We start from the raw sequence: 18,913 nt of genomic DNA on the forward strand, positions 1-18,913 counted from the left end.
GCGTTCCCCCGGATAGGCTAGTGGGCCGAGTCTAGGGGTGTGACCTGGAGGGCATGTTGATTTGCATCAACGGGGAGCGGCGCTATGCCACATGGCCTTTTAATGGCCCATTAGCCAGTGCTGATGCGGGCCGGGCAATGTCCAGACGCCGAACAGGATCACCAGCAAGCCGCCGGCCATGCGCACACTGCGTTTGCGCAATAACGAAGTGACCCGTTCCGCTGCCAGGCCGGTGGCCAGCAGCACTGGCCAGGTGCCCAAGCCGAATGCCAGCATCAGCAACGCGCTGTCCAGCGCATTGCCCTGGCTCGCCGCCCACAGCAGGGTGCTGTAGACCAACCCGCACGGCAACCAGCCCCACAGCGCGCCCAGCAGCAATGCGCGGGGCAGGCTGGACACCGGCAGCAAACGGTTCGCCACCGGCTGTATATAGCGCCACAGGCCGCGTCCGAGGCTTTCGATGCGCGTCAGGCCGCTCCACCAGCCGGCCAGGTACAACCCCATGCTGATCAACAGCAACCCTGCGAGTACTCGCATGAACATCGCCGCCGGGCTGTTGGCCACGGCCCAGCCGGCCAGGCCGATCAACAACCCCGCCGTGGCATAGCTGAGAATGCGCCCCAGGTTGTACGCCAGCAGCAGGCGAAAGCGGCGGCTGCGTTGCTCCTTGGGAATCGCCAGGGTCAGCGCGCCCATCAGCCCGCCGCACATGCCCAGGCAGTGGCCACCGCCCAGCAGGCCGAGAATCAGCGCGGAGACCAGCAGCGGCGCGAGTTCAAGCATGGGGCGGATCTTTGGGCGCGGGCGGCTGCTCGGGGCCGTTGGCCTCGTCGATGGCGGCCAGGTGGTTGGGGTCCTGATCGTCGAACAGCACGCTGTGGGCCGGGCCGTCGAGGTCATCGTACTGGCCGCTGTCCACCGCCCAGAAGAAGACGTAGATAGCGACACCGACTAACAGCAGCGCCGCCGGAATCATCACGTATAGAGCTGGCATCTGCACTCCATGCCCGCGCGGCTCAAGCCGGCAGCGGGCGGGTTACTGAGGGGGCGCTGTGGGCCGGCGCGCTCGGCAGGCGAGTCAGGCGCAGGGCGTTGAGCACCACGGTCAACGAACTGAGGGACATGCCGATCGCCGCCCAGATCGGGGTGATCCAACCGAGGGCGGCAAACGGCAGCATCAGGCCATTGTACAGCCCGGCCCACAGCAGGTTCTCAATGATTACCCGGCGGGTGCGCCGCGCCAGGCTGAAGGCTTGCACCAGCGCGTCGAGGCGGTTGGAGAGCAACACCGCATCGGCGCTGGTTTTGGCCAGATCAGTGGCCGAGCCCATGGCCACGCTGATATCGGCAGCGGCGAGCACCGGCACATCGTTGACGCCATCGCCGAGCATCAGCACCGTGCGGCCTTGCTGGTGCAAGCGTTGCAACACCTGCAGTTTGTCGTCGGGGCGCAGGCCGCCGTGGGCTTCGTCGATGCCCAGCTCAGCGGCGACACTCGCGACCATCGGCGAGGTGTCCCCCGACAGCAGCAGCGTGCGCCAGCCACGCGCCTTGCACGCGGCCAGCAACGCGGGTGCGTCGCTGCGCAGGCGGTCGTCCAGCACGAACCAGGCGAGGGCGCCGTCACGGTCACCGAGCAGCAGCCATTGGCCGGCTTCGTTCGGCGAGGCCGGCATCGGGCAGCCACTGAGTTCGCAGACAAACCCCGGCTGGCCGATGCGCAGCAGGCTTTCACCGACGCGGCCTTCCAGGCCGAGCCCGGGGAAACTCAGCACTTCATCGGCGGCCATGGGCGCGCGGCCAAACGCGCGGGCAATCGGGTGTTCGGAGCGATTTTCGAGGGCGGCGGCGAGGGCCAGGCACAAGTCGCTGCTGGTGGCGCCCAAGGTGCGGATGGCTTTGAGTGCCAGGCGGCCTTCAGTGAGGGTGCCGGTCTTGTCGAAAATCACCGTGTCGATCTGGTTCAAGCCTTCGAGCACGTGGCCCCGGGTCAGCAGCAGGCCGAGTTTGTGCAGGGTGCCGGTGGCGGCGGTGAGGGCGGTCGGCGTGGCCAGGGACAGCGCGCACGGGCAGGTCGCAACCAGCATCGCCAGCACGATCCAGAACGCCCGCGACGCATCCAGCTCCCACCACACCAGGCCGATCACCGCCGCGGCGATCAGCGAGCACAACAGGAACCACTGCGCGGCGCGGTCGGCGATCTGCGCCAGGCGCGGTTTCTCGGCCTGGGCTCGCTCCAGCAGGCGCACGATGGCGGACAGGCGCGTGTCGTGGCCCAAGGCCCGCACCTCGACCTTCAGGGCGCCTTCGACATTCAGGGTGCCGGCAGTCACCGCATCGCCCGTGCGCCGGGGTTGCGGCAGGTATTCGCCGGTGAGCAGCGACTCATCGATGCTCGATTGACCGTCGAGGATCACCCCGTCCGCAGGCAGTACCGCGCCAGGATGCACCAGCACCCGGTCGCCCACCGCCAGTTCGCTCAAGAGGATGCGCTCGCTCTGGCCATCCCCCTTGAGGCGCAGGCACGAGGCCGGCAGCAGGTTGACCAATTGCGCGGTGGCCGCCGCCGTCCGCTCGCGTGCGCGGCGCTCCAGGTAACGCCCGGCGAGCAGGAACAGGGCGAACATGCCGACGGCGTCGAAGTACAACTCGCCGACCCCGGTGATCGCCGTCCAGATACCGGCCAGATAGGCCCCGCCAATCGCCAGGGAGACCGATACATCCATGGTCAGGTGGCGCGTGCGCAGATCGCGCAGGGCGCCTTTGAAAAACGGCGCACAGCTGTAGAACACGATGGGTGTTGTCAGAAACATCGCCACCCAACGCAGGATCACGTGCAGCTCGGGGCTCAGGTCGATATTGAATTCCGGCCAGGTGGCCATGGTCGCCATCATCGCCTGGAACCACAGCAAGCCGGCCACGCCCAATTGGCGCAGGGCCAGGCGGTTTTCGCTGGCCAATTGCTCGGCGGCACGGTCGGCCTGATACGGGTGCGCGGCGTAGCCGATGTGGCGCAGTTCGCTGAGCAGTTGGCTCAACGGCAACTGGCCATCGGCCCAGCGCACCTGCAGGCGATGGTTGGACAGGTTCAACCGCGCCTCGGCGACGGCGGGCAGGCTGCGCAGGTGTTTTTCGATCAGCCAGCCACAGGCGGCGCAACTGATGCCTTCCATCAACAGCGTCGCTTCGGCGAGATCGCCGTCGTGGCGCACGAAGGGTTTTTGCACGTCGGCGCGGTCATACAGCGCCAGTTCGTCGACCAGTTGCACGGGCAGCGCCTCGGGGTTGGCCGAGGCTTCGCTGCGGTGCTGGTAATAGCTTTCCAGGCCCCCGGCCACGATGGCTTCGGCCACGGCCTGGCAGCCGGGGCAGCACAGCTCGCGGCGCTCGCCGAGGATCACCGCCGTGAAGCGGCTGCCGGGCGGGACGGGGAGGGCGCAGTGGTAGCAGGGGGTTGGGCTGGTCATGGGTAGGGATTCTAGCCGGCTGGAAGGGCCGCATCGCCGGCAAGCCGGCTCCTGCAGGGTAACGCGTCAGGCCTGTAGGCGCCGGCTTGCCGGCGATGCGCGAAGCGCAGGTGGATTATTTTTTCAGGTCTTCGGCACCCTGCAGTGGCTCATCACCCAACAGCAAGTCCTTGTCGTGGCTGACCTGTTCTTCTTCGAACATGCGCCAGGTGCGGTCACCTTCCACGCCGAGCAACTCGACGAAACGACGGCCTTCGACTTTGTCGGTGACCTGGCCGATGTAGCGGCCGGCTTCGCTGTCGCTGCGGGCCAGGTTGATCTTGCGATCCTTTTCCGGCTGGGTCGGGGAGATCAGGTTCAGTTCCAGGGTCGCCGGGTTGCTGTTGCCGGTCAGGTGCACGTCGACTTCGCCGGTCAGTTCGTCCAGATGCACCTTGGCGCGCAGTTGCAGGGTCTGGGCCAGCAGTTCGCGGTCCAGTGAGCGGTTGATGCCTTTGCCGGCCTCGTAGTAGTTGTCGTTGACCAGGTTGTCCGGGTTGTTCACCGCGATGGTCACCATGGACAAGGTCAAGGTCACCGAGCAGGCCAGGATCCCAATGATGATCCAGGGCCAGAGGTGCTTGTACCAGGGGCTTGCGGCAGTAGCTACGGACATTCTCATGCTCTCTGTTTAACGGACTTGTGGGCCGATGAATCGGCTCTTGGCTTCGATCTGGACGCTGGTGTCATCAGCATCGCGCAGGATGAAGGTCACCTCGTTGGTGCTCGACGGCAACTGCTCCGGTGCACTCGACAACTCCACCGGCATGCTGACGATATCGCCGGCGGCCACCTTGATTTCGCGCCGGCCCTGCAGCTTGAGATCCGGCAGGCCGGCGGCGTCGAGCAGGTAGGTGTGGTCGCGCTGGTCCTTGTTCATGATCTTCAGGCTGTAGACGTTTTCGATCCGGCCCTCGGCGTTTTCGCGGTACAGCACGCGGTCTTTGCTGACGTCGAAACCCACCAGCGAGCGCATGAAAAATGCCCCGACCAGCAGCCCTATCATCGCCAGCAACACCAGCGCGTAACCGATCAGGCGCGGGCGCAATTTGTGGGTCTTCTGCCCGGACAGATTGTGCTCGGTGGTGTAGCTGATCAGCCCGCGCGGGTACTCCATCTTGTCCATGATGTTGTCGCAGGCATCGATGCAGGCGGCGCAACCGATGCACTCGATTTGCAGGCCGTCGCGGATGTCGATGCCGGTGGGGCAGACCTGCACGCACATCGTGCAGTCGATGCAATCGCCGAGGCCCTGGGCCTTGTAGTCGACACCCTTTTTACGCGGGCCACGCACTTCGCCACGGCGGGGGTCGTAGGAGACGATCAGGGTGTCCTTGTCGAACATCACGCTCTGGAAGCGCGCATACGGGCACATGTAGATACACACCTGTTCGCGCAGCCAGCCGGCATTGCCGTAGGTGGCGAGGGTGAAGAACCCGACCCAGAAATACGACCAGCCATCGGCCTGGCCGGTGAAGAAGTCGAACACCAGTTCGCGGATCGGCGAGAAGTAGCCGACAAAGGTCATGCCAGTGACAAACCCGATCAACAGCCACAGGGTGTGCTTGCTGAATTTGCGCAGGAACTTGTTGATGCCCATTGGCGCTTTATCGAGCTTGATGCGCTGGTTGCGGTCGCCTTCGGTGACTTTTTCGCACCACATGAAGATCCACGTCCACACGCTTTGCGGGCAGGTATAACCACACCACACGCGGCCGGCGTACACCGTGATGAAGAACAGGCCAAACGCCGCCACGATGAGGATGCCCGAGAGCAGGATGAAGTCCTGGGGCCAGAAGGTTGCGCCAAAAATGAAGAACTTGCGCTCCGGCAGGTTCCACCACACTGCCTGGTGTCCGCCCCAGTTCAGCCACACCGTGCCGAAGTAGAGCAGGAACAGGCCGGCGCCACCGAGCATGCGCAAGTTGCGGAACAGGCCGGTGAAGGCGCGGGTGTAGATTTTCTCTCGCGACGCATAAAGGTCGACGGATTGACTGGCGTTTTTGGCAGGCGGGGTAACGTCATGTACCGGTATCTGGTTGCTCATCATTGCATCCCACGGCGGTGGAGATTTGCCTCGGCCAGTACGTGCCAACCGGGGTCAAATTAAGGGTGTTGCAGTGGTCTAATGATACGCCCCCGACAGTGCGCAAAGGGTGCGACCTTTGGTCGCGTTGGGGGAAATCAATTGATGGTGTACGTGACCTGGATCAATTGACTTGAGAAGTATGGACGGTTTTTGCCGGTGAGCAGGTCATTCGTCCCACGGATTTATCAGGGCAACACCGCTGGACTTGAAGTCGCTGATGTTACGCGTCACCACGGTGAGCCCATGCACCAGCGCAGTTGCGGCAATCAATGCGTCACTTTCGTTAGCTTGGTCCGGCACCTGAAGATGGGCGCAACGCAGCGCAACGGCGGCATCAACCGGCAATATTCTGGCATCGAACGCTGGCATTACATGACGTTTGAGCCACGTACGCAGCACTTTCCCCTGGGCCGGGTCTCGGCGCTCCATCCGCAGTACGCCGGTTTCCAGTTCTTTCAGCGTAATTGCTGAGATAAACATGCGCGGGGCGATAACGCTTTTTGCCCAGGCGACCACTCTTGCGTCAGCCTGAGGTTTACGAAGTTCAGAGATTACGTTGGTGTCGAGTAGGTACATTCAAGAGAAGTCCACGGGGCGGTGAGTGACCACGGCACGTTCGGTTTCAAAGTCGATTTCGGCCGCTTCCGGCATCACCAACAGGTCAACGATGTCGACATTCAGACCTGTCAGTTTCTGGTAGTCCTCAATGCTTAGCAGTACATGGGCTGGCTTGCCGCGATCAGTGATAAAAACCGGCCCCTGACGGGCGGCTTTTTTGGCACCGCTTGTGTCTTGGTTGAATTCCCGACTGGAAATGGTGGTGATAGTCATGGGCATCCCCCCTTCGGTAGATTTAATGTAGTTACGTTACTACTTTGTGGCGGTGGGCGACAAGCTCGATATTACGAGCGGTTGAGCATTCGGCCGTTGAAATGGCAGCAGCCAGAAACGACAAAGCCCCGTGATTCGGGGCTTTGTCATGACTAAGGCTTACTGCTCTTCAGTCTTCTTGTCCCCATGGGACAAGCTGTACACATACGCCGCCAGCAGGTGCACCTTGTCGTTGCCCTGCAGTTGCTCCTGCGCAGGCATCTGGCCCTGGCGGCCCCAGCGGATGGTCTGCTGCAGTTGCGCGAAGCTCGAGCCGTAGATGAACGCGCCCGGGTGAGTCAGGTCGGGTGCGCCCATGGCGGGGGTACCTTTGCCGGCCGGGCCGTGGCAGGCCACGCAGTTGGCGGCGAAGAGTTTCTCGCCGTTGGCCACGTCGGCCTTGGTGCCTTCCGGCAGCTTGCGCCCATCGAGGTTGGTGACGACGAAGGCAGCCACATCGGCCACGCCCTGTTCCTTGAGGATATCCAGCCAGGCCGGCATCACCGCATGGCGGCCCTTCATGATGGTTTCCTTGATGGTGGCCGGCTCGCCACCCCAACGCCAGTCGGCGTCGGTCAGGTTGGGGAAGCCATAGGCACCCTTGGCGTCGGAGCCGTGGCAGACCGAGCAGTTGGAGGCGAACAGGCGGCCACCCATCTTCAGGGCCTGTGGGTCCTTGGCGACTTCCTCAATTGGCATCGACGCGAATTTGGCGAAGATCGGCCCGAACTTGGCGTCCGACCTGGCCATTTCCTTTTCCCATTCGTGCACGCCGGTCCAGCCGGTCTGGCCGTTGGCGAAGGGGGTTTGCTTGTCGTTGTCGAGGTAGTTGTAGCCCGGCAGCAGGCCTTTCCAGTTGCCCAGGCCGGGGTAGAGCGCCAGGTAACCGAGGGCGAAAATGATGGTGCCGACGAACAGCATGAACCACCACTTGGGCAGCGGGTTGTCGTACTCCTCGATGCCGTCGAACGAGTGGCCGACGGTCTCGTCGGTCTGCTCGGCGCGCTGGCCCTTGCGGGTCGACAGCAGCAGCCAGGTCAGGGCGAAGATGGTACCCAGACTGAGGACTGTGACGTACAGACTCCAGAACGTAGTCATTCTTTGTTACTCCTAGAAGCTTGCTCGACGTGCTTGATGGCTTCGGGATCATCCGCAAAGGGCAGCATGGTCGCGTCGTCAAACTCCGACTTGCGTCGCGGGCTGAATACCCACAGCGCCAGGCCGACAAAGGCCACCATCACTACAACGGTGCCCAGGCCTCGAATCATCCCGATATCCATGTAGGTCACCGTTTGCTTTTGATGATGGTGCCAAGGCCTTGCAGGTAGGCCACCAATGCGTCCATTTCAGTCTTGCCCTTCACGGCTGCAGCGGCACCGGCGATGTCTTCGTCGGTGTAGGGCACGCCCAGGGTGCGCAAGACTTCCATCTTCTTCGCGGTGTCCTTGCCGTCGAGCTTGTTTTCCACGAGGAACGGGTACGCTGGCATTTTCGACTCAGGCACCACGTTGCGCGGGTTGTACAAGTGCGCACGTTGCCAGTCATCGGAGTAACGCCCGCCGACACGGGCCAGGTCCGGGCCGGTGCGCTTGGAACCCCACAGGAACGGGTGGTCCCATACGCTTTCGCCGGCAACCGAGTAGTGGCCGTAGCGTTCGGTCTCGGCGCGGAACGGGCGGATCATCTGCGAGTGGCAGCCGACACAGCCGTTGGCGATGTAGACGTCGCGGCCTTCCAGTTCAAGTGCGGTGCGCGGCTTCATGCCTTCGACCGGCTTGTTGGTCACGTCCTGGAAAAACAGCGGGACGATCTGGGTCAGGCCGCCGATGCTCACGGCGATGACCATGAAGAAGGCCAGCAGGCCGATATTCTTCTCGACTACTTCATGCTTCATCAGTGGGCTCCCACAACGGCGATCTTGGCGGCGGCTTCGGCTTCTGCAGGGTCGGAGGCGCGCACGGTGCGCCAGACGTTGTAGGCCATGAACAGCATGCCGGCGGCAAAGAACGTACCGCCCAGGGCGCGGACGATGTAGCCCGGGTGGCTGGCTTGCAGCGCTTCGACGAAGGAGTAGGTGAGGGTGCCGTCATCGTTGATCGCACGCCACATCAGGCCCTGGGTGATGCCGTTGACCCACATCGAGGCGATGTAGAGCACGGTGCCGATGGTGGCCAGCCAGAAGTGCGTGTTGATCAGCCCGACGCTGTGCATCTGCGCACGGCCGAACAGTTTCGGGATCATGTGGTACAGCGCGCCGATGGAGATCATAGCTACCCAGCCGAGGGCGCCGGCATGAACGTGGCCGATGGTCCAGTCGGTGTAGTGGGAGAGCGAGTTGACGGTCTTGATTGCCATCATCGGCCCTTCGAAGGTCGACATGCCGTAGAACGCCAGCGAGACCACGAGAAAACGCAGGATCGGGTCGGTGCGCAACTTATGCCAGGCGCCCGACAGGGTCATCATGCCGTTGATCATGCCGCCCCAGCTCGGGGCCAGGAGGATGATCGACATCGCCATGCCCAGCGACTGCGCCCAGTCCGGCAGCGCGGTGTAGTGCAGGTGGTGCGGGCCGGCCCAGATGTACAGGGTGATCAGCGCCCAGAAGTGCACGATGGACAGGCGGTACGAGTAAATAGGACGTTCGGCCTGTTTCGGCACGAAGTAATACATCATCCCGAGGAAACCGGTGGTCAGGAAGAAACCCACGGCGTTGTGGCCGTACCACCACTGGATCATCGCATCCGTCGCCCCGGCGTAGGCCGAGTAGGACTTGAACAGGTTCACCGGCAACGAAGCGTGGTTGACGATGTGCAGCATCGCCGTGACCAGGATGAAGGCACCGTAGAACCAGTTACCGACATAGATGTGCTTGGTCTTGCGCTTGACGATGGTGCCGAAGAACACCACCGCATAGGTCACCCAGACGATGGCGAGCAGGATCGCGATCGGCCATTCCAGCTCGGCGTATTCCTTGGTGGTGGTGTAGCCCAGCGGCAGGGTGACAATGGCGCTGACGATGACCGCTTGCCAACCCCAGAAGGTGAAGGCCGCGAGACTGTCGGAGATCAGTCGCGTCTGGCAGGTGCGCTGCACGACATAATAGGAGGTGGCAAACAATGCACATCCGCCGAAGGCGAAAATCACCAGGTTGGTGTGCAGCGGGCGCAGGCGGCCGAAGGTCGTCCAGGGCAAGCCGAAATTCAATTCCGGCCAGACCAGTTGCGAGGCGATGAACACCCCGAGCCCCATGCCAAGGATCCCCCAGACCACCGTCATGATGGCGAACTGGCGGACTACCTTATAGTTATAAGCAGTCGGACTGATTGCTGTGCTCATTCTAAGGTTCCACGGTTTAGGTTTTTTTATAGGTAAAATCGGCCGCAAGTATGTAGAAAGCGAGGGGCCATTGCAACGCAATGACTGACCTGTATCAATGCGTTCCACGCCAGATTCTGCGCCCTTTCCATGTTTTGCGTAGGGACAAAATCCGAAATCGAAAGCTGATCAAGTGGACAAGAATTTTCACAGGCCGCAGCGGGCAACGCCGTGCGCTCTGAACCGGTCCACTGTGCAAGGAAGCGTAGACCCGATTGGCAGGGGGGGAAAGTGGTGCTTTGGAAGGGTGTGACGAACTGACGCAGAGCGGCAGCTATAAGCGGCAAGTTGCATGCCGCAGGAAAAAACGGCTGCAAGATCCAAGTTGGGAACTCTTCTCTTGCAGCCTGAAGCTTGAAGCTTCCCGCTCACCGACTGCTATTGATGGGACAGGCTATACACGTATGCCGCCAGCAGGTGCACCTTGTCATTGCCCTGCAGCACTTCCTGTGCCGGCATCTGGCCCTGACGGCCGTGACGGATGGTCTGCTGCAACTGTGCGAGGCTGGTACCGTAGATGTAGCCGGCCGGTTTGGTCAGGTCAGGCGCGCCCATCGCTTCCATGCCGTGGCCTTGCGGTCCGTGGCAGGCGACACAGGTGGTGTTGAACGCGGTTTGGCCCGCAGCCAGGTCGGCACTGCTGTCGGCCGGCAAGGGCAACTTGGCCAGGTCGTGACGCACATAGGCGGCGACGTTTTTCACCCCCTCGTCACCCAGCATGTCACCCCAGGCCGGCATCGCCGCGTGGCGGCCGTTGAGGATGGTGGTCTTGATCGCCTCGGCCGAACCGCCCCAGCGCCAGATGTTGTCGGCCAGGTTCGGGAAGCCGAACGCGCCCTTGGCATCCGAGCCGTGGCACACCGCGCAGTTGGAGGCGAACAGGCGTGCGCCCATCTTCAGCGCCTGCGGGTCCTTGGCGACCTCTTCCAGCGGCATGGCCGAGAATTTGGCGAAGATCGGCCCGAACTTGGCGTCGGCCCTGGCCATTTCCTTGTCCCATTCCTTGGTCTGGGTCCAGCCGTCTTCATAGCCCGGCAGCACACCTTTCCAGTTGCCCAGGCCCGGGTAGAGGATCAGGTAGCCGACGGCAAACACCAGGGTGCCGGCGAACAGCATGAACCACCACTGGGGCAGCGGGTTGTCGTATTCCTCGATGCCATCGAAGGCGTGGCCCATCGTCTGGTCGACGCTGCCCTTGGTCTCGCCCTTGCGGGTGCCGATCAACAGCCAGGTCAGGCCGATCAGGCTGCCGAGGGTCAGTACGCAGATCCATGTACTCCAGAATAGGGTCATGGCCGGTTGCTCCTTGTTGCAAGCTCTTCTTGAGCGTCGGATGGAGTGGGTTCATCGGCGAAGGGCAGCAGGCGCGCCTGCTCGAATTCCGCATTGCGCCGGTTGTTGAACACCCACAGCGACAAGCCGATAAAGGCGATGGCGACCACCAGCGTGCCGAGGCCGCGGATGGTGCCTGCATCGAATTCAAATCCCATGGCTCACCTCTTGCTCTTGATGGCGGTGCCGAGCACTTGCAGGTACGAAACTAGTGCGTCCATCTCGGTCTTGCCCTTGAGGCTGGCGACCGCACCACTGATGTCGTCGTCGGTGTACGGCACGCCGAGGGTGCGCATCACTTTCAGCTTGGTCTCGGTGTGGCTGCTGTCGACGGGAGCGGTGACCAGCCACGGATAGGCCGGCATCTTCGACTCGGGCACCACGTTGCGCGGGTTGTACAAGTGCGCGCGGTGCCAGTCGTCCGAGTAGCGTGCGCCGACGCGCGCCAGGTCCGGGCCGGTGCGCTTGGAACCCCACAGGAACGGGTGGTCCCACACGCTTTCGCCGGCGACCGAGTAGTGGCCGTAGCGTTCGGTCTCGGCGCGGAACGGGCGGATCATCTGCGAGTGGCACTGTACGCAGCCTTCGCGGATGTAGATGTCGCGACCTTCCAGTTGCAGCGCGGTATAGGGCTTCATGCCCTCGACCGGCTTGTTGGTCACGTCCTGGAAGAACAGCGGGACGATCTGGGTCAGGCCGCCGATGCTGACGGCGAGCACCATGAGCAGCATCAACAGGCCGACGTTCTTTTCAATCGTTTCGTGTTTCATCACAGACTCCTCAGGCCAGCTGCGCAGTGGTGGCGGCTTCGGCGGGTTGCGCCGAGCGCACGGTGCGCCATGTGTTGTAAGCCATCAGGAACATGCCGCTGAGGAACACCGCACCGCCTACCAGCCGCACGATGAAGCCAGGGTGGCTGGCCACCAGGGTTTCGACGAAGGAGTAGGTCAGGGTGCCGTCTTCGTTGACCGCACGCCACATCAGGCCCTGGGCGATACCGTTGACCCACATCGAGGCGATGTAGAGCACGGTGCCGATGGTGGCCAGCCAGAAGTGCGCGTTGATCAGGCCGAGGCTGTACATCTGCTCGCGACCGAAGATTTTCGGGATCATGTGGTACAGCGCGCCGATGGAGATCATCGCCACCCAGCCGAGGGCGCCGGCGTGTACGTGGCCGATGGTCCAGTCGGTGTAGTGGGAGAGGGCGTTGACGGTCTTGATCGCCATCATCGGGCCTTCGAAGGTCGACATGCCGTAGAACGCCAGGGAGACCACCAGGAAGCGCAGGATCGGGTCGCTGCGCAATTTATGCCAGGCGCCCGACAGGGTCATCATGCCGTTGATCATGCCGCCCCAGCTCGGTGCCAGCAGGACCAGCGACATCACCATGCCCAGCGACTGTGCCCAGTCCGGCAGCGCGGTGTAGTGCAGGTGGTGCGGGCCGGCCCAGATGTACAGGGTGATCAGCGCCCAGAAGTGCACGATGGACAGGCGATAGGAGTACACCGGACGCTCGGCCTGCTTGGGCACGAAGTAGTACATCATCCCCAGGAAGCCCGCAGTGAGGAAGAAACCTACCGCGTTGTGTCCGTACCACCACTGCACCATGGCATCCGTCGCACCGCCGTACAGCGAGTAGGACTTGGTCAGGCTGACCGGGATTTCCAGGTTGTTGACAATGTGCAGGATGGCCACGGTGATGATGAACGCACCGAAGAACCAGTTGCCGACGTAGATGTGCTTGGTGTTGCGCTTCATCACCGTGCCGAAAAACACGATGGCGTAGGCCACCCAGACGATGGTGATGAGGATGTCGATCGGCCATTCCAGCTCGGCGTATTCCTTGGAACTGGTGTAGCCCAGCGGCAACGTGATCGCGGCCAGCAGGATCACCAATTGCCAGCCCCAGAAGCAGAACGCGGCGATTTTCGGCGCGAACAGCTGCGTCTGGCAGGTGCGTTGCACCGAGTAGAAGGAGCTGGCGAACAGCGCACAGCCGCCGAAGGCGAAGATCACCGCGTTGGTGTGCAGCGGGCGCAAGCGGCCGAAGCTGGTCCAGGGCAGGTCGAAGTTGAGCGCAGGCCAAACCAATTGGGCAGCGAGAAAAACCCCGAGCCCCATGCCGACGATGCCCCACACCACCGTCATAATGGCGAATTGGCGGACCACCTTGTAGTTATAGGCGGTACTTAAAGTAGTGTTCATGGTTCCCCATCCACGGTTCAACCCAAGCAGATGCGGCACTTGGGCTGGAGTTATAGGCAGACTAAAAAGCGAGGCAAGCATGGGCAAAGAGCACAAGGCCAGTATTGACGGGGATCAATGGGCGCACTGTGTGCGCGAACGCGGCTGGCTGTGGGATGTCGCGGCGGGCGAGGCGTCGGGGGCGCCTGTCACGTTGATCCTGGCCCACGGCGCCGGCGCACCGATGGACTCATCGTTCATGAACGACATGGCTGCACGCCTTGCCGGGCACGGCGTGAACGTGTTGCGCTTCGAATTTGCGTACATGGCCCAGCGCCGGGTAGACGGCGTTAAACGCCCGCCGAACCCGGCGCCGAAACTGCAGGAGGCGTGGCGCGAGGTGCATGCCGAGGTGCGACGTCATGTCGCTGGGAAACTGGCGATTGGCGGCAAATCCATGGGCGGGCGCATGGCCAGTTTAGTCGCGGATGAACTGGGCGCCGATGGGCTGGTGTGCCTGGGTTATCCGTTTTATGCGGTGGGCAAGCCAGAGAAGCCACGGGTCGAGCACTTGGCCGGGCTGAAGACGCCGACCTTGATCGTGCAGGGCGAGCGCGATGCGTTGGGCAATCGGGCGGCGGTGGAGGGGTATGGCTTGTCGCCGAGCATCGAGGTGATGTGGCTGGTGGCGGGGGATCATGACTTGAAGCCGTTGAAGGCATCGGGGTTCAGTCATGAGCAGCATCTGGAGGCAGCGGCGGTGAAGGTCTCAAGCTTTCTTGCTGGCCTTTAGGGCCTCATCGCAGGTAAGCCAGCTCCCACATTTTGATGTGTGAACACCGTCGAATGTGGGACCTGGCTTGCCTGCGATAGCGATCTATCGGTTAAACCGCTCTACCAGCGAGTACTGGGTATTGGCGGTATGCGTCAGCTCTTCACTCAACTGCGCCGAGTTCAACGCCTGCTCCGAGGTCTGGTCCGCCAGCAGCGCAATGGTGCTGATATTGCGGCTGATCTCTTCGGCCACCGAGCTTTGCTCTTCGGTCGCGGCGGCGATCTGGGTGGTCATGTCGGTGATGTGCGCCACGGCTTCGCTGATGCCGACCAGCGCCTGGTCCGCTTCCATCACCCGTGCCACACCTTCTTCGGCCTGGCGATGCCCGGCGTCCATGGTTTGCACGGCGGCCGCGGCGGTTTGCTGCAGCTTGGCGATCAGGGCATGGATCTGCCCGGTGGATTCGGCGGTGCGTTGCGCCAACTGACGGACTTCATCCGCCACGACGGCAAAACCACGGCCCATCTCACCGGCGCGGGCCGCTTCGATGGCGGCGTTCAGCGCCAGCAGGTTGGTCTGGTCGGCGATGCCTTTGATCACGTCGACCACGCCGCCGATTTCATCGCTGTCCTTGGCCAGTTGGGTGACGGTCACGCCGGTCTCGCCCACGGCCACCGACAGGCGCTGGATCGCCTCGCGGGTTTCCCCGGCGATATCGCGGCCGCGGCCGGTCAGGCGATTGGCTTCCTGGGTGGCATCGGCGGTGCGCTGCACGTGGCTGGCGACTTCCTGGGTGGTCGCGGCCATCTGGTTGACTGCCGTGGCCACCTGCTCGGTTTCCACGCGCTGGCGCTCCAGGCCGGTAGAGCTGTTATGCGCCAGGGTATTGGACTGTGCAGCCTGGTCGTTGAGGTGCTCGGCCGTGTCCTGCAAGCGCGTGAGGCAGGTCTTCAGGCGCGCCTCCTGGCTGAGGATCGACATCTCCAGACGCGCCTGGGCACCCCGGCTGTCGGTGTACATCTGCGCGATCAGCGGGTCGGACGTGGTCTGCTCGGCCAGGCGCAGCAGGCGCTTGAGGCCGCGTTGTTGCCAGCTCAGGCCCAGCAGGCCCAACGGCACCGACAGCCCGGCCGCCAAGGCGAAGCCCCAGTGGGAGTTGAGCGAGGCGCCGATCATGAAGCTCAGCTGGCTCACCAGGATAAATGGCAGCCAGTCCTGCAGCACCGGCAGCCACTTGTCGCGCTGGGGAATGGCCGACTTGCCCTGGTTGATGCGTTGATAGAGCGCTTCGGCACGGCGGATCTGCTCGGAGGTGGGCTTGATGCGCACCGATTCGTAGCCGACCACCTGGTTGCCTTCGAAGACCGGCGTCACATAGGCGTTGACCCAGTAGTGATCGCCGCTCTTGCAGCGGTTCTTGACGATGCCCATCCATGGCAAGCCTTGTTTGAGCGTGGACCACATGTGCGCGAACACCGCTGCCGGTACATCCGGGTGACGCACCAGGTTGTGCGGCGCGCGAAGCAGCTCTTCGCGGGTGAACCCACTGATCTCGACAAACGCGTCGTTACAGTAGGTGATCACACCCTTGGCATCCGTGGTGGAGATCAACCGTTGCTGAGCGGGGAAGGTACGTTCGCGCTGGGTAACGGGTTGGTTATTACGCATGATTGTTCAATCCGCAAGGCTTTCAGGGGGTATCGGCCATGGCGGGCATTTATTTAACTTATTTTTGCAACAATCATCCCGCCAGCATCGGGTAGGTAAACAACCCGAAGTGAAGCAGGTTCAAGCCAAAGTGCGTGGCAATCGCTGCACCCAGGCCACCGAAGCGATAGGCCAGGCCATAACCGACCCCGGCAATGCTCGCCAGCAACACCCAGTGCCAGCCCGCGCCCAGGTGCACCAGGCCGAACAGCAGTGAAGCCAGCAACAGCGCCAGGTTCTCGCCGTAAGGCAGATGCTGGAAGCGCTGGCGCAGGCCGCCCTGGATGTAGCCACGAAACAGTGCCTCTTCCACCAGGGTCACCAGCAGCAGGTTGTTGAGCACCCACAGCCAGGCCTGTTCCGGCCATTTCGGCGCCCAACTGATCACCCCCAGCAAGGCGGCGCCACCGAGTGCAGCAATGGCCGTGAGGGTCAGGGCCAGGGCCGTGACACACAGCGACAGGCGCAGGCTGCGCCGCGCCACAATCCACGGGCAGGCCAACAGCAGCCAGAAGCCGATCAGCGGTTTGTCCTGGTTCAGGTACATCGAGAAGGGCACGGCGTCGGGGGTGAATTGCTGCGAGCCGATGCCGCGCCCGTTGTAGAACCCCGGCAGCCAGTGCATGGCCAGGCTCACGGCGAGGACGATAAACAAACCATGACCGAGGTAACGGGCCCACGGCGTGCGCTGCTGGCGTACCGCGTACCCGGCGATCAGCAGCAGGGCCACGGACACCAGCGCCAGCGCGCCGAGTTGCCCGTAGGCCAGGGCCATCACATAGCCAATGGAAAGAAGCGCCAGGTACAGCCAGGGCAATGCGAGCATGGGAAATCCTTGGAAAAAAATCGGGCGCATTATAGCGACGCCCCCACGCCATCACTGTGAAAACTGCGCCAGGCAAAAACGCGTTGGCCAAGTCATTGCCATACCTGTCGCCGGCTGGGTATAGTCGGCGCGTCTTTATCCCTTCAAAAAGATCAGCACATGCCAGCTTCCTTGCACATAGCGGTAGTCGATTCAGCGGTCAACGCTGCGGTCGTGCCGTGCGAGGACAAGCAGCCTGCGCAGATCAGCCACTACCCCCCACCTGTCAGTAGCACGCCGGTGTACGCAGTCGTATCACCGCCGGGTGTTGGCATTTCGGGCTGATCAGCGATTCGCTGTGTCCCTCTGCCTGCCTGAAAAAAACCTACTGAGTTTCAGCTTCAGCTGAATTGGCTTTTTTGCCTGATTACAGGTGGTAACCATGTCTGTCATTTCGAAACAATCCGTGGCCGCGGCGGCCTCGACGAGCTTGTTCGTCCTGCTCTGGAGCAGTGGGGCGATCTTCTCCAAGCTGGGCCTGGCCCATGCTTCGCCCTTTGCGTTTTTGCTCATCCGTTTTGCCATCGCCCTGGTGGGTCTGGTGTTCCTGGTGCCGATCCTCAAGTTGCAATGGCCGCGCCCCGGCAAGCCGATGCTGTACGCGGCGGCGACCGGGCTGGTGTTGTTGGGGGCGTACCAGATTTTCTACCTGCTGGCCCTGGACCTCAAAGTCACACCCGGAATGATGGCCACCATCATGGGCGTGCAGCCGATCCTCACGGTGGTGCTGATCGAGCGCCAGCGTTCCTGGCGGCGGCTGTTCGGCCTCGGGCTGGGCCTGGCGGGGTTGATCATGGTGGTCTACCAGGGCATCGGGCTGGCGGGCATGTCCCTGGCCGGGATGCTGTTCGGGCTGCTGGCCCTGGCGAGCATGACCTTTGGCTCGATCATGCAAAAGCGCATCACCGACAACCCATTGGGCACGCTGCCCGTGCAGTACCTGGCGGGCTTGCTGCTGTGTTCGGTGTTTGTGCCGTTCCAGCCGTTCCATTTTGAACACAGCGCCGGCTTTTACCTGCCGGTACTGTGGATGGGCGTGGTGGTGTCGTTATTGGCGACACTTTTGCTGTACCGCTTGATCGCCCGCGGCAACCTGGTGAATGTCACCAGCCTGTTCTACCTGGTGCCGGCGGTAACGGCGGTGATGGACTACCTGATCTTCGGCAACCGGCTCGCGCTGCTGAGCCTGCTGGGGATGGGATTGATCATCATCGGCCTGGTGTTCGTCTTCCGTAAGGCCTGACACCGCCCCGTCCTGTAGGCGCCCGGCTTGCCGGCGATGAACACCATCGTCGGCAAGCCGGGTTCCTACAGGATTTTTTTCGGCCGCAAGACCAGCCACAGCGCCCCCGCGATCAACACCCCGCCATACACGTGCGCCATCGACAGCGGCTCATCCAGCAGCAACGCGCCCCACAGCACGCCGAATGGCGGAATCATGAAGGTTACGGTCATCGACTTGACCGGCCCGATGGATGACAGCAGCCGGAAATAGAGGATGTAGGCAAGTGCCGTGCACACCAGTCCCAACCCCAGCAACGACAACCACACCTGCCACCCACCCCAACTGGCGGGCGGCTGGCTGATCGCGCTGTAGGCAAAGAACGGCAACAGGAACAGGGTGGCGCCGAGCATGCTGCCCAGGGCCGACAGGCGGCTGTCCAGGCCACCGCGCTGATCCAGCCAGCGCCGTGCCAGGAACCCGGCAAACCCATAACAGGTCGTCGCCAGCAGGCAGGCCAGCGCGCCCATCAACAACTCCAGGTCGAACGCCACCGGCCCCGCGCGGGTCAGCACGCCCACGCCCAGCAGGCCCAGGGACACCCCGGCGACTTTCGAAGGCGTGAGGCGCTCGCTGAAGAACAGCCCGCCAATCAGCACGCCCATCAGCGGCGTGGTGGCATTGAAGATCGCCGAGTAACCCGCCGGCAGCACCTGGGCCGCCACCGAGTACATGGTCGCCGGGATCCCGGAGTTGATCACCCCCAGCAGCAGGACCGTCTTGAGCTTGCCCTGGAAATCCCAGCTCACCCGCATCAGCGCCAGGATGACCAGCAACCCGGCGGCGGCAATCGACACGCGGAAAAACGCGGTCGGCACGCTGCCGATCTCCGGCGCGATGATGCGCATGAACAGAAAGCTCGCGCCCCAGATGGCGGCGAGCCCGAGCAAATACAGGGTGTCGACAGGTCTCACGGAAAACTCCTATG

General features: G+C 62.8%; 20 protein-coding genes. 2 read left to right on the plus strand and 18 right to left on the minus strand.

Annotated elements, in window-relative coordinates:
• Window positions 1-99: 99 nt before the first annotated feature.
• The 15 genes from AC07OJ_RS16205 to ccoN (AC07OJ_RS16275) form a co-directional block, all read right to left on the minus strand.
• Entirely contained in the window at window positions 100-783 is a 684-nt protein-coding gene (locus tag AC07OJ_RS16205) for a sulfite exporter TauE/SafE family protein (protein ID WP_495094808.1), read from the minus strand.
• Window positions 776-994 (minus strand): cbb3-type cytochrome oxidase assembly protein CcoS, encoded by a 219-nt coding sequence (gene ccoS, locus AC07OJ_RS16210; protein ID WP_282396990.1) that lies wholly within the window; start codon window positions 992-994, stop codon window positions 776-778. The genes AC07OJ_RS16205 and ccoS overlap by 8 nt, the downstream gene beginning before the upstream one ends.
• A 22-nt stretch (window positions 995-1,016) precedes the next feature.
• Window positions 1,017-3,467: a heavy metal translocating P-type ATPase gene (locus AC07OJ_RS16215; protein WP_495094809.1), complete on the minus strand. Its 2,451-nt coding sequence runs from the start codon at window positions 3,465-3,467 to the stop codon at window positions 1,017-1,019.
• Window positions 3,468-3,582: 115 nt separating this feature from the next.
• Complete coding sequence (locus AC07OJ_RS16220; RefSeq protein ID WP_106802984.1) at window positions 3,583-4,122, minus strand: FixH family protein; 540 nt, start codon at window positions 4,120-4,122, stop codon at window positions 3,583-3,585.
• Window positions 4,123-4,137: 15 nt separating this feature from the next.
• A complete protein-coding gene (gene ccoG, locus AC07OJ_RS16225) occupies window positions 4,138-5,553 on the minus strand; it encodes a cytochrome c oxidase accessory protein CcoG (RefSeq protein ID WP_495094810.1) in 1,416 nt (471 codons plus the stop codon).
• A gap of 207 nt (window positions 5,554-5,760) precedes the next feature.
• Complete coding sequence (locus AC07OJ_RS16230) at window positions 5,761-6,171, minus strand: type II toxin-antitoxin system VapC family toxin (RefSeq protein ID WP_065909602.1); 411 nt, start codon at window positions 6,169-6,171, stop codon at window positions 5,761-5,763.
• A complete protein-coding gene (locus AC07OJ_RS16235) occupies window positions 6,172-6,426 on the minus strand; it encodes a type II toxin-antitoxin system Phd/YefM family antitoxin (RefSeq protein ID WP_065909603.1) in 255 nt (84 codons plus the stop codon).
• 159 nt (window positions 6,427-6,585) lie between these two features.
• Window positions 6,586-7,563: a cytochrome-c oxidase, cbb3-type subunit III gene (ccoP, locus tag AC07OJ_RS16240; protein ID WP_065909604.1), complete on the minus strand. Its 978-nt coding sequence runs from the start codon at window positions 7,561-7,563 to the stop codon at window positions 6,586-6,588.
• Complete coding sequence (locus AC07OJ_RS16245) at window positions 7,560-7,745, minus strand: CcoQ/FixQ family Cbb3-type cytochrome c oxidase assembly chaperone (RefSeq protein WP_005790274.1); 186 nt, start codon at window positions 7,743-7,745, stop codon at window positions 7,560-7,562. Before AC07OJ_RS16245 ends, ccoP (AC07OJ_RS16240) begins: the two co-directional genes overlap by 4 nt.
• Window positions 7,746-7,750: 5 nt before the next feature.
• On the minus strand, window positions 7,751-8,359 hold the full coding sequence (gene ccoO, locus AC07OJ_RS16250) for a cytochrome-c oxidase, cbb3-type subunit II (protein ID WP_003193167.1): 609 nt from the start codon (window positions 8,357-8,359) through the stop codon (window positions 7,751-7,753).
• Window positions 8,359-9,801, minus strand: coding sequence for a cytochrome-c oxidase, cbb3-type subunit I (ccoN, locus tag AC07OJ_RS16255; RefSeq protein WP_065909606.1), 1,443 nt, complete (start codon window positions 9,799-9,801; stop codon window positions 8,359-8,361). The genes ccoO (AC07OJ_RS16250) and ccoN (AC07OJ_RS16255) overlap by 1 nt, the downstream gene beginning before the upstream one ends.
• Window positions 9,802-10,218: 417 nt before the next feature.
• On the minus strand, window positions 10,219-11,133 hold the full coding sequence (gene ccoP, locus AC07OJ_RS16260; protein WP_065909608.1) for a cytochrome-c oxidase, cbb3-type subunit III: 915 nt from the start codon (window positions 11,131-11,133) through the stop codon (window positions 10,219-10,221).
• Window positions 11,130-11,330 (minus strand): cbb3-type cytochrome oxidase subunit 3, encoded by a 201-nt coding sequence (locus AC07OJ_RS16265; protein WP_495094811.1) that lies wholly within the window; start codon window positions 11,328-11,330, stop codon window positions 11,130-11,132. Before AC07OJ_RS16265 ends, ccoP (AC07OJ_RS16260) begins: the two co-directional genes overlap by 4 nt.
• 3 nt (window positions 11,331-11,333) lie before the next feature.
• On the minus strand, window positions 11,334-11,942 hold the full coding sequence (ccoO, locus tag AC07OJ_RS16270) for a cytochrome-c oxidase, cbb3-type subunit II (RefSeq protein WP_017134815.1): 609 nt from the start codon (window positions 11,940-11,942) through the stop codon (window positions 11,334-11,336).
• A 10-nt stretch (window positions 11,943-11,952) separates the two neighbouring features.
• The gene (ccoN, locus tag AC07OJ_RS16275) at window positions 11,953-13,377 is read right to left on the minus strand and encodes a cytochrome-c oxidase, cbb3-type subunit I (RefSeq protein ID WP_065909616.1); all 1,425 of its coding nucleotides are present in this window, start codon (window positions 13,375-13,377) and stop codon (window positions 11,953-11,955) included.
• 79 nt (window positions 13,378-13,456) lie between these two features.
• On the opposite strand from ccoN (AC07OJ_RS16275), the gene AC07OJ_RS16280 reads away from it, so the two are divergent.
• Window positions 13,457-14,149: an alpha/beta family hydrolase gene (locus AC07OJ_RS16280; protein ID WP_120449420.1), complete on the plus strand. Its 693-nt coding sequence runs from the start codon at window positions 13,457-13,459 to the stop codon at window positions 14,147-14,149.
• An 84-nt stretch (window positions 14,150-14,233) separates the two neighbouring features.
• Here the strand turns inward: AC07OJ_RS16280 and AC07OJ_RS16285 are convergent, their stop codons facing one another.
• Both AC07OJ_RS16285 and AC07OJ_RS16290 read right to left on the minus strand, forming a co-directional pair.
• Window positions 14,234-15,799: a methyl-accepting chemotaxis protein gene (locus AC07OJ_RS16285; protein ID WP_282396992.1), complete on the minus strand. Its 1,566-nt coding sequence runs from the start codon at window positions 15,797-15,799 to the stop codon at window positions 14,234-14,236.
• 73 nt (window positions 15,800-15,872) lie between these two features.
• A complete protein-coding gene (locus tag AC07OJ_RS16290) occupies window positions 15,873-16,664 on the minus strand; it encodes a CPBP family intramembrane glutamic endopeptidase (RefSeq protein ID WP_065909622.1) in 792 nt (263 codons plus the stop codon).
• A gap of 421 nt (window positions 16,665-17,085) precedes the next feature.
• Between AC07OJ_RS16290 and AC07OJ_RS16295 the strand changes: the two genes are divergently transcribed.
• A complete protein-coding gene (locus tag AC07OJ_RS16295) occupies window positions 17,086-17,946 on the plus strand; it encodes a DMT family transporter (protein ID WP_495094812.1) in 861 nt (286 codons plus the stop codon).
• 65 nt (window positions 17,947-18,011) lie between these two features.
• Here the strand turns inward: AC07OJ_RS16295 and AC07OJ_RS16300 are convergent, their stop codons facing one another.
• Complete coding sequence (locus AC07OJ_RS16300; protein WP_495094813.1) at window positions 18,012-18,899, minus strand: DMT family transporter; 888 nt, start codon at window positions 18,897-18,899, stop codon at window positions 18,012-18,014.
• Between the last annotated feature and the right edge of the window lie 14 nt (window positions 18,900-18,913).

The sequence above is a fragment of the Pseudomonas sp. GW821-FHT09C08 genome (assembly GCF_059418125.1).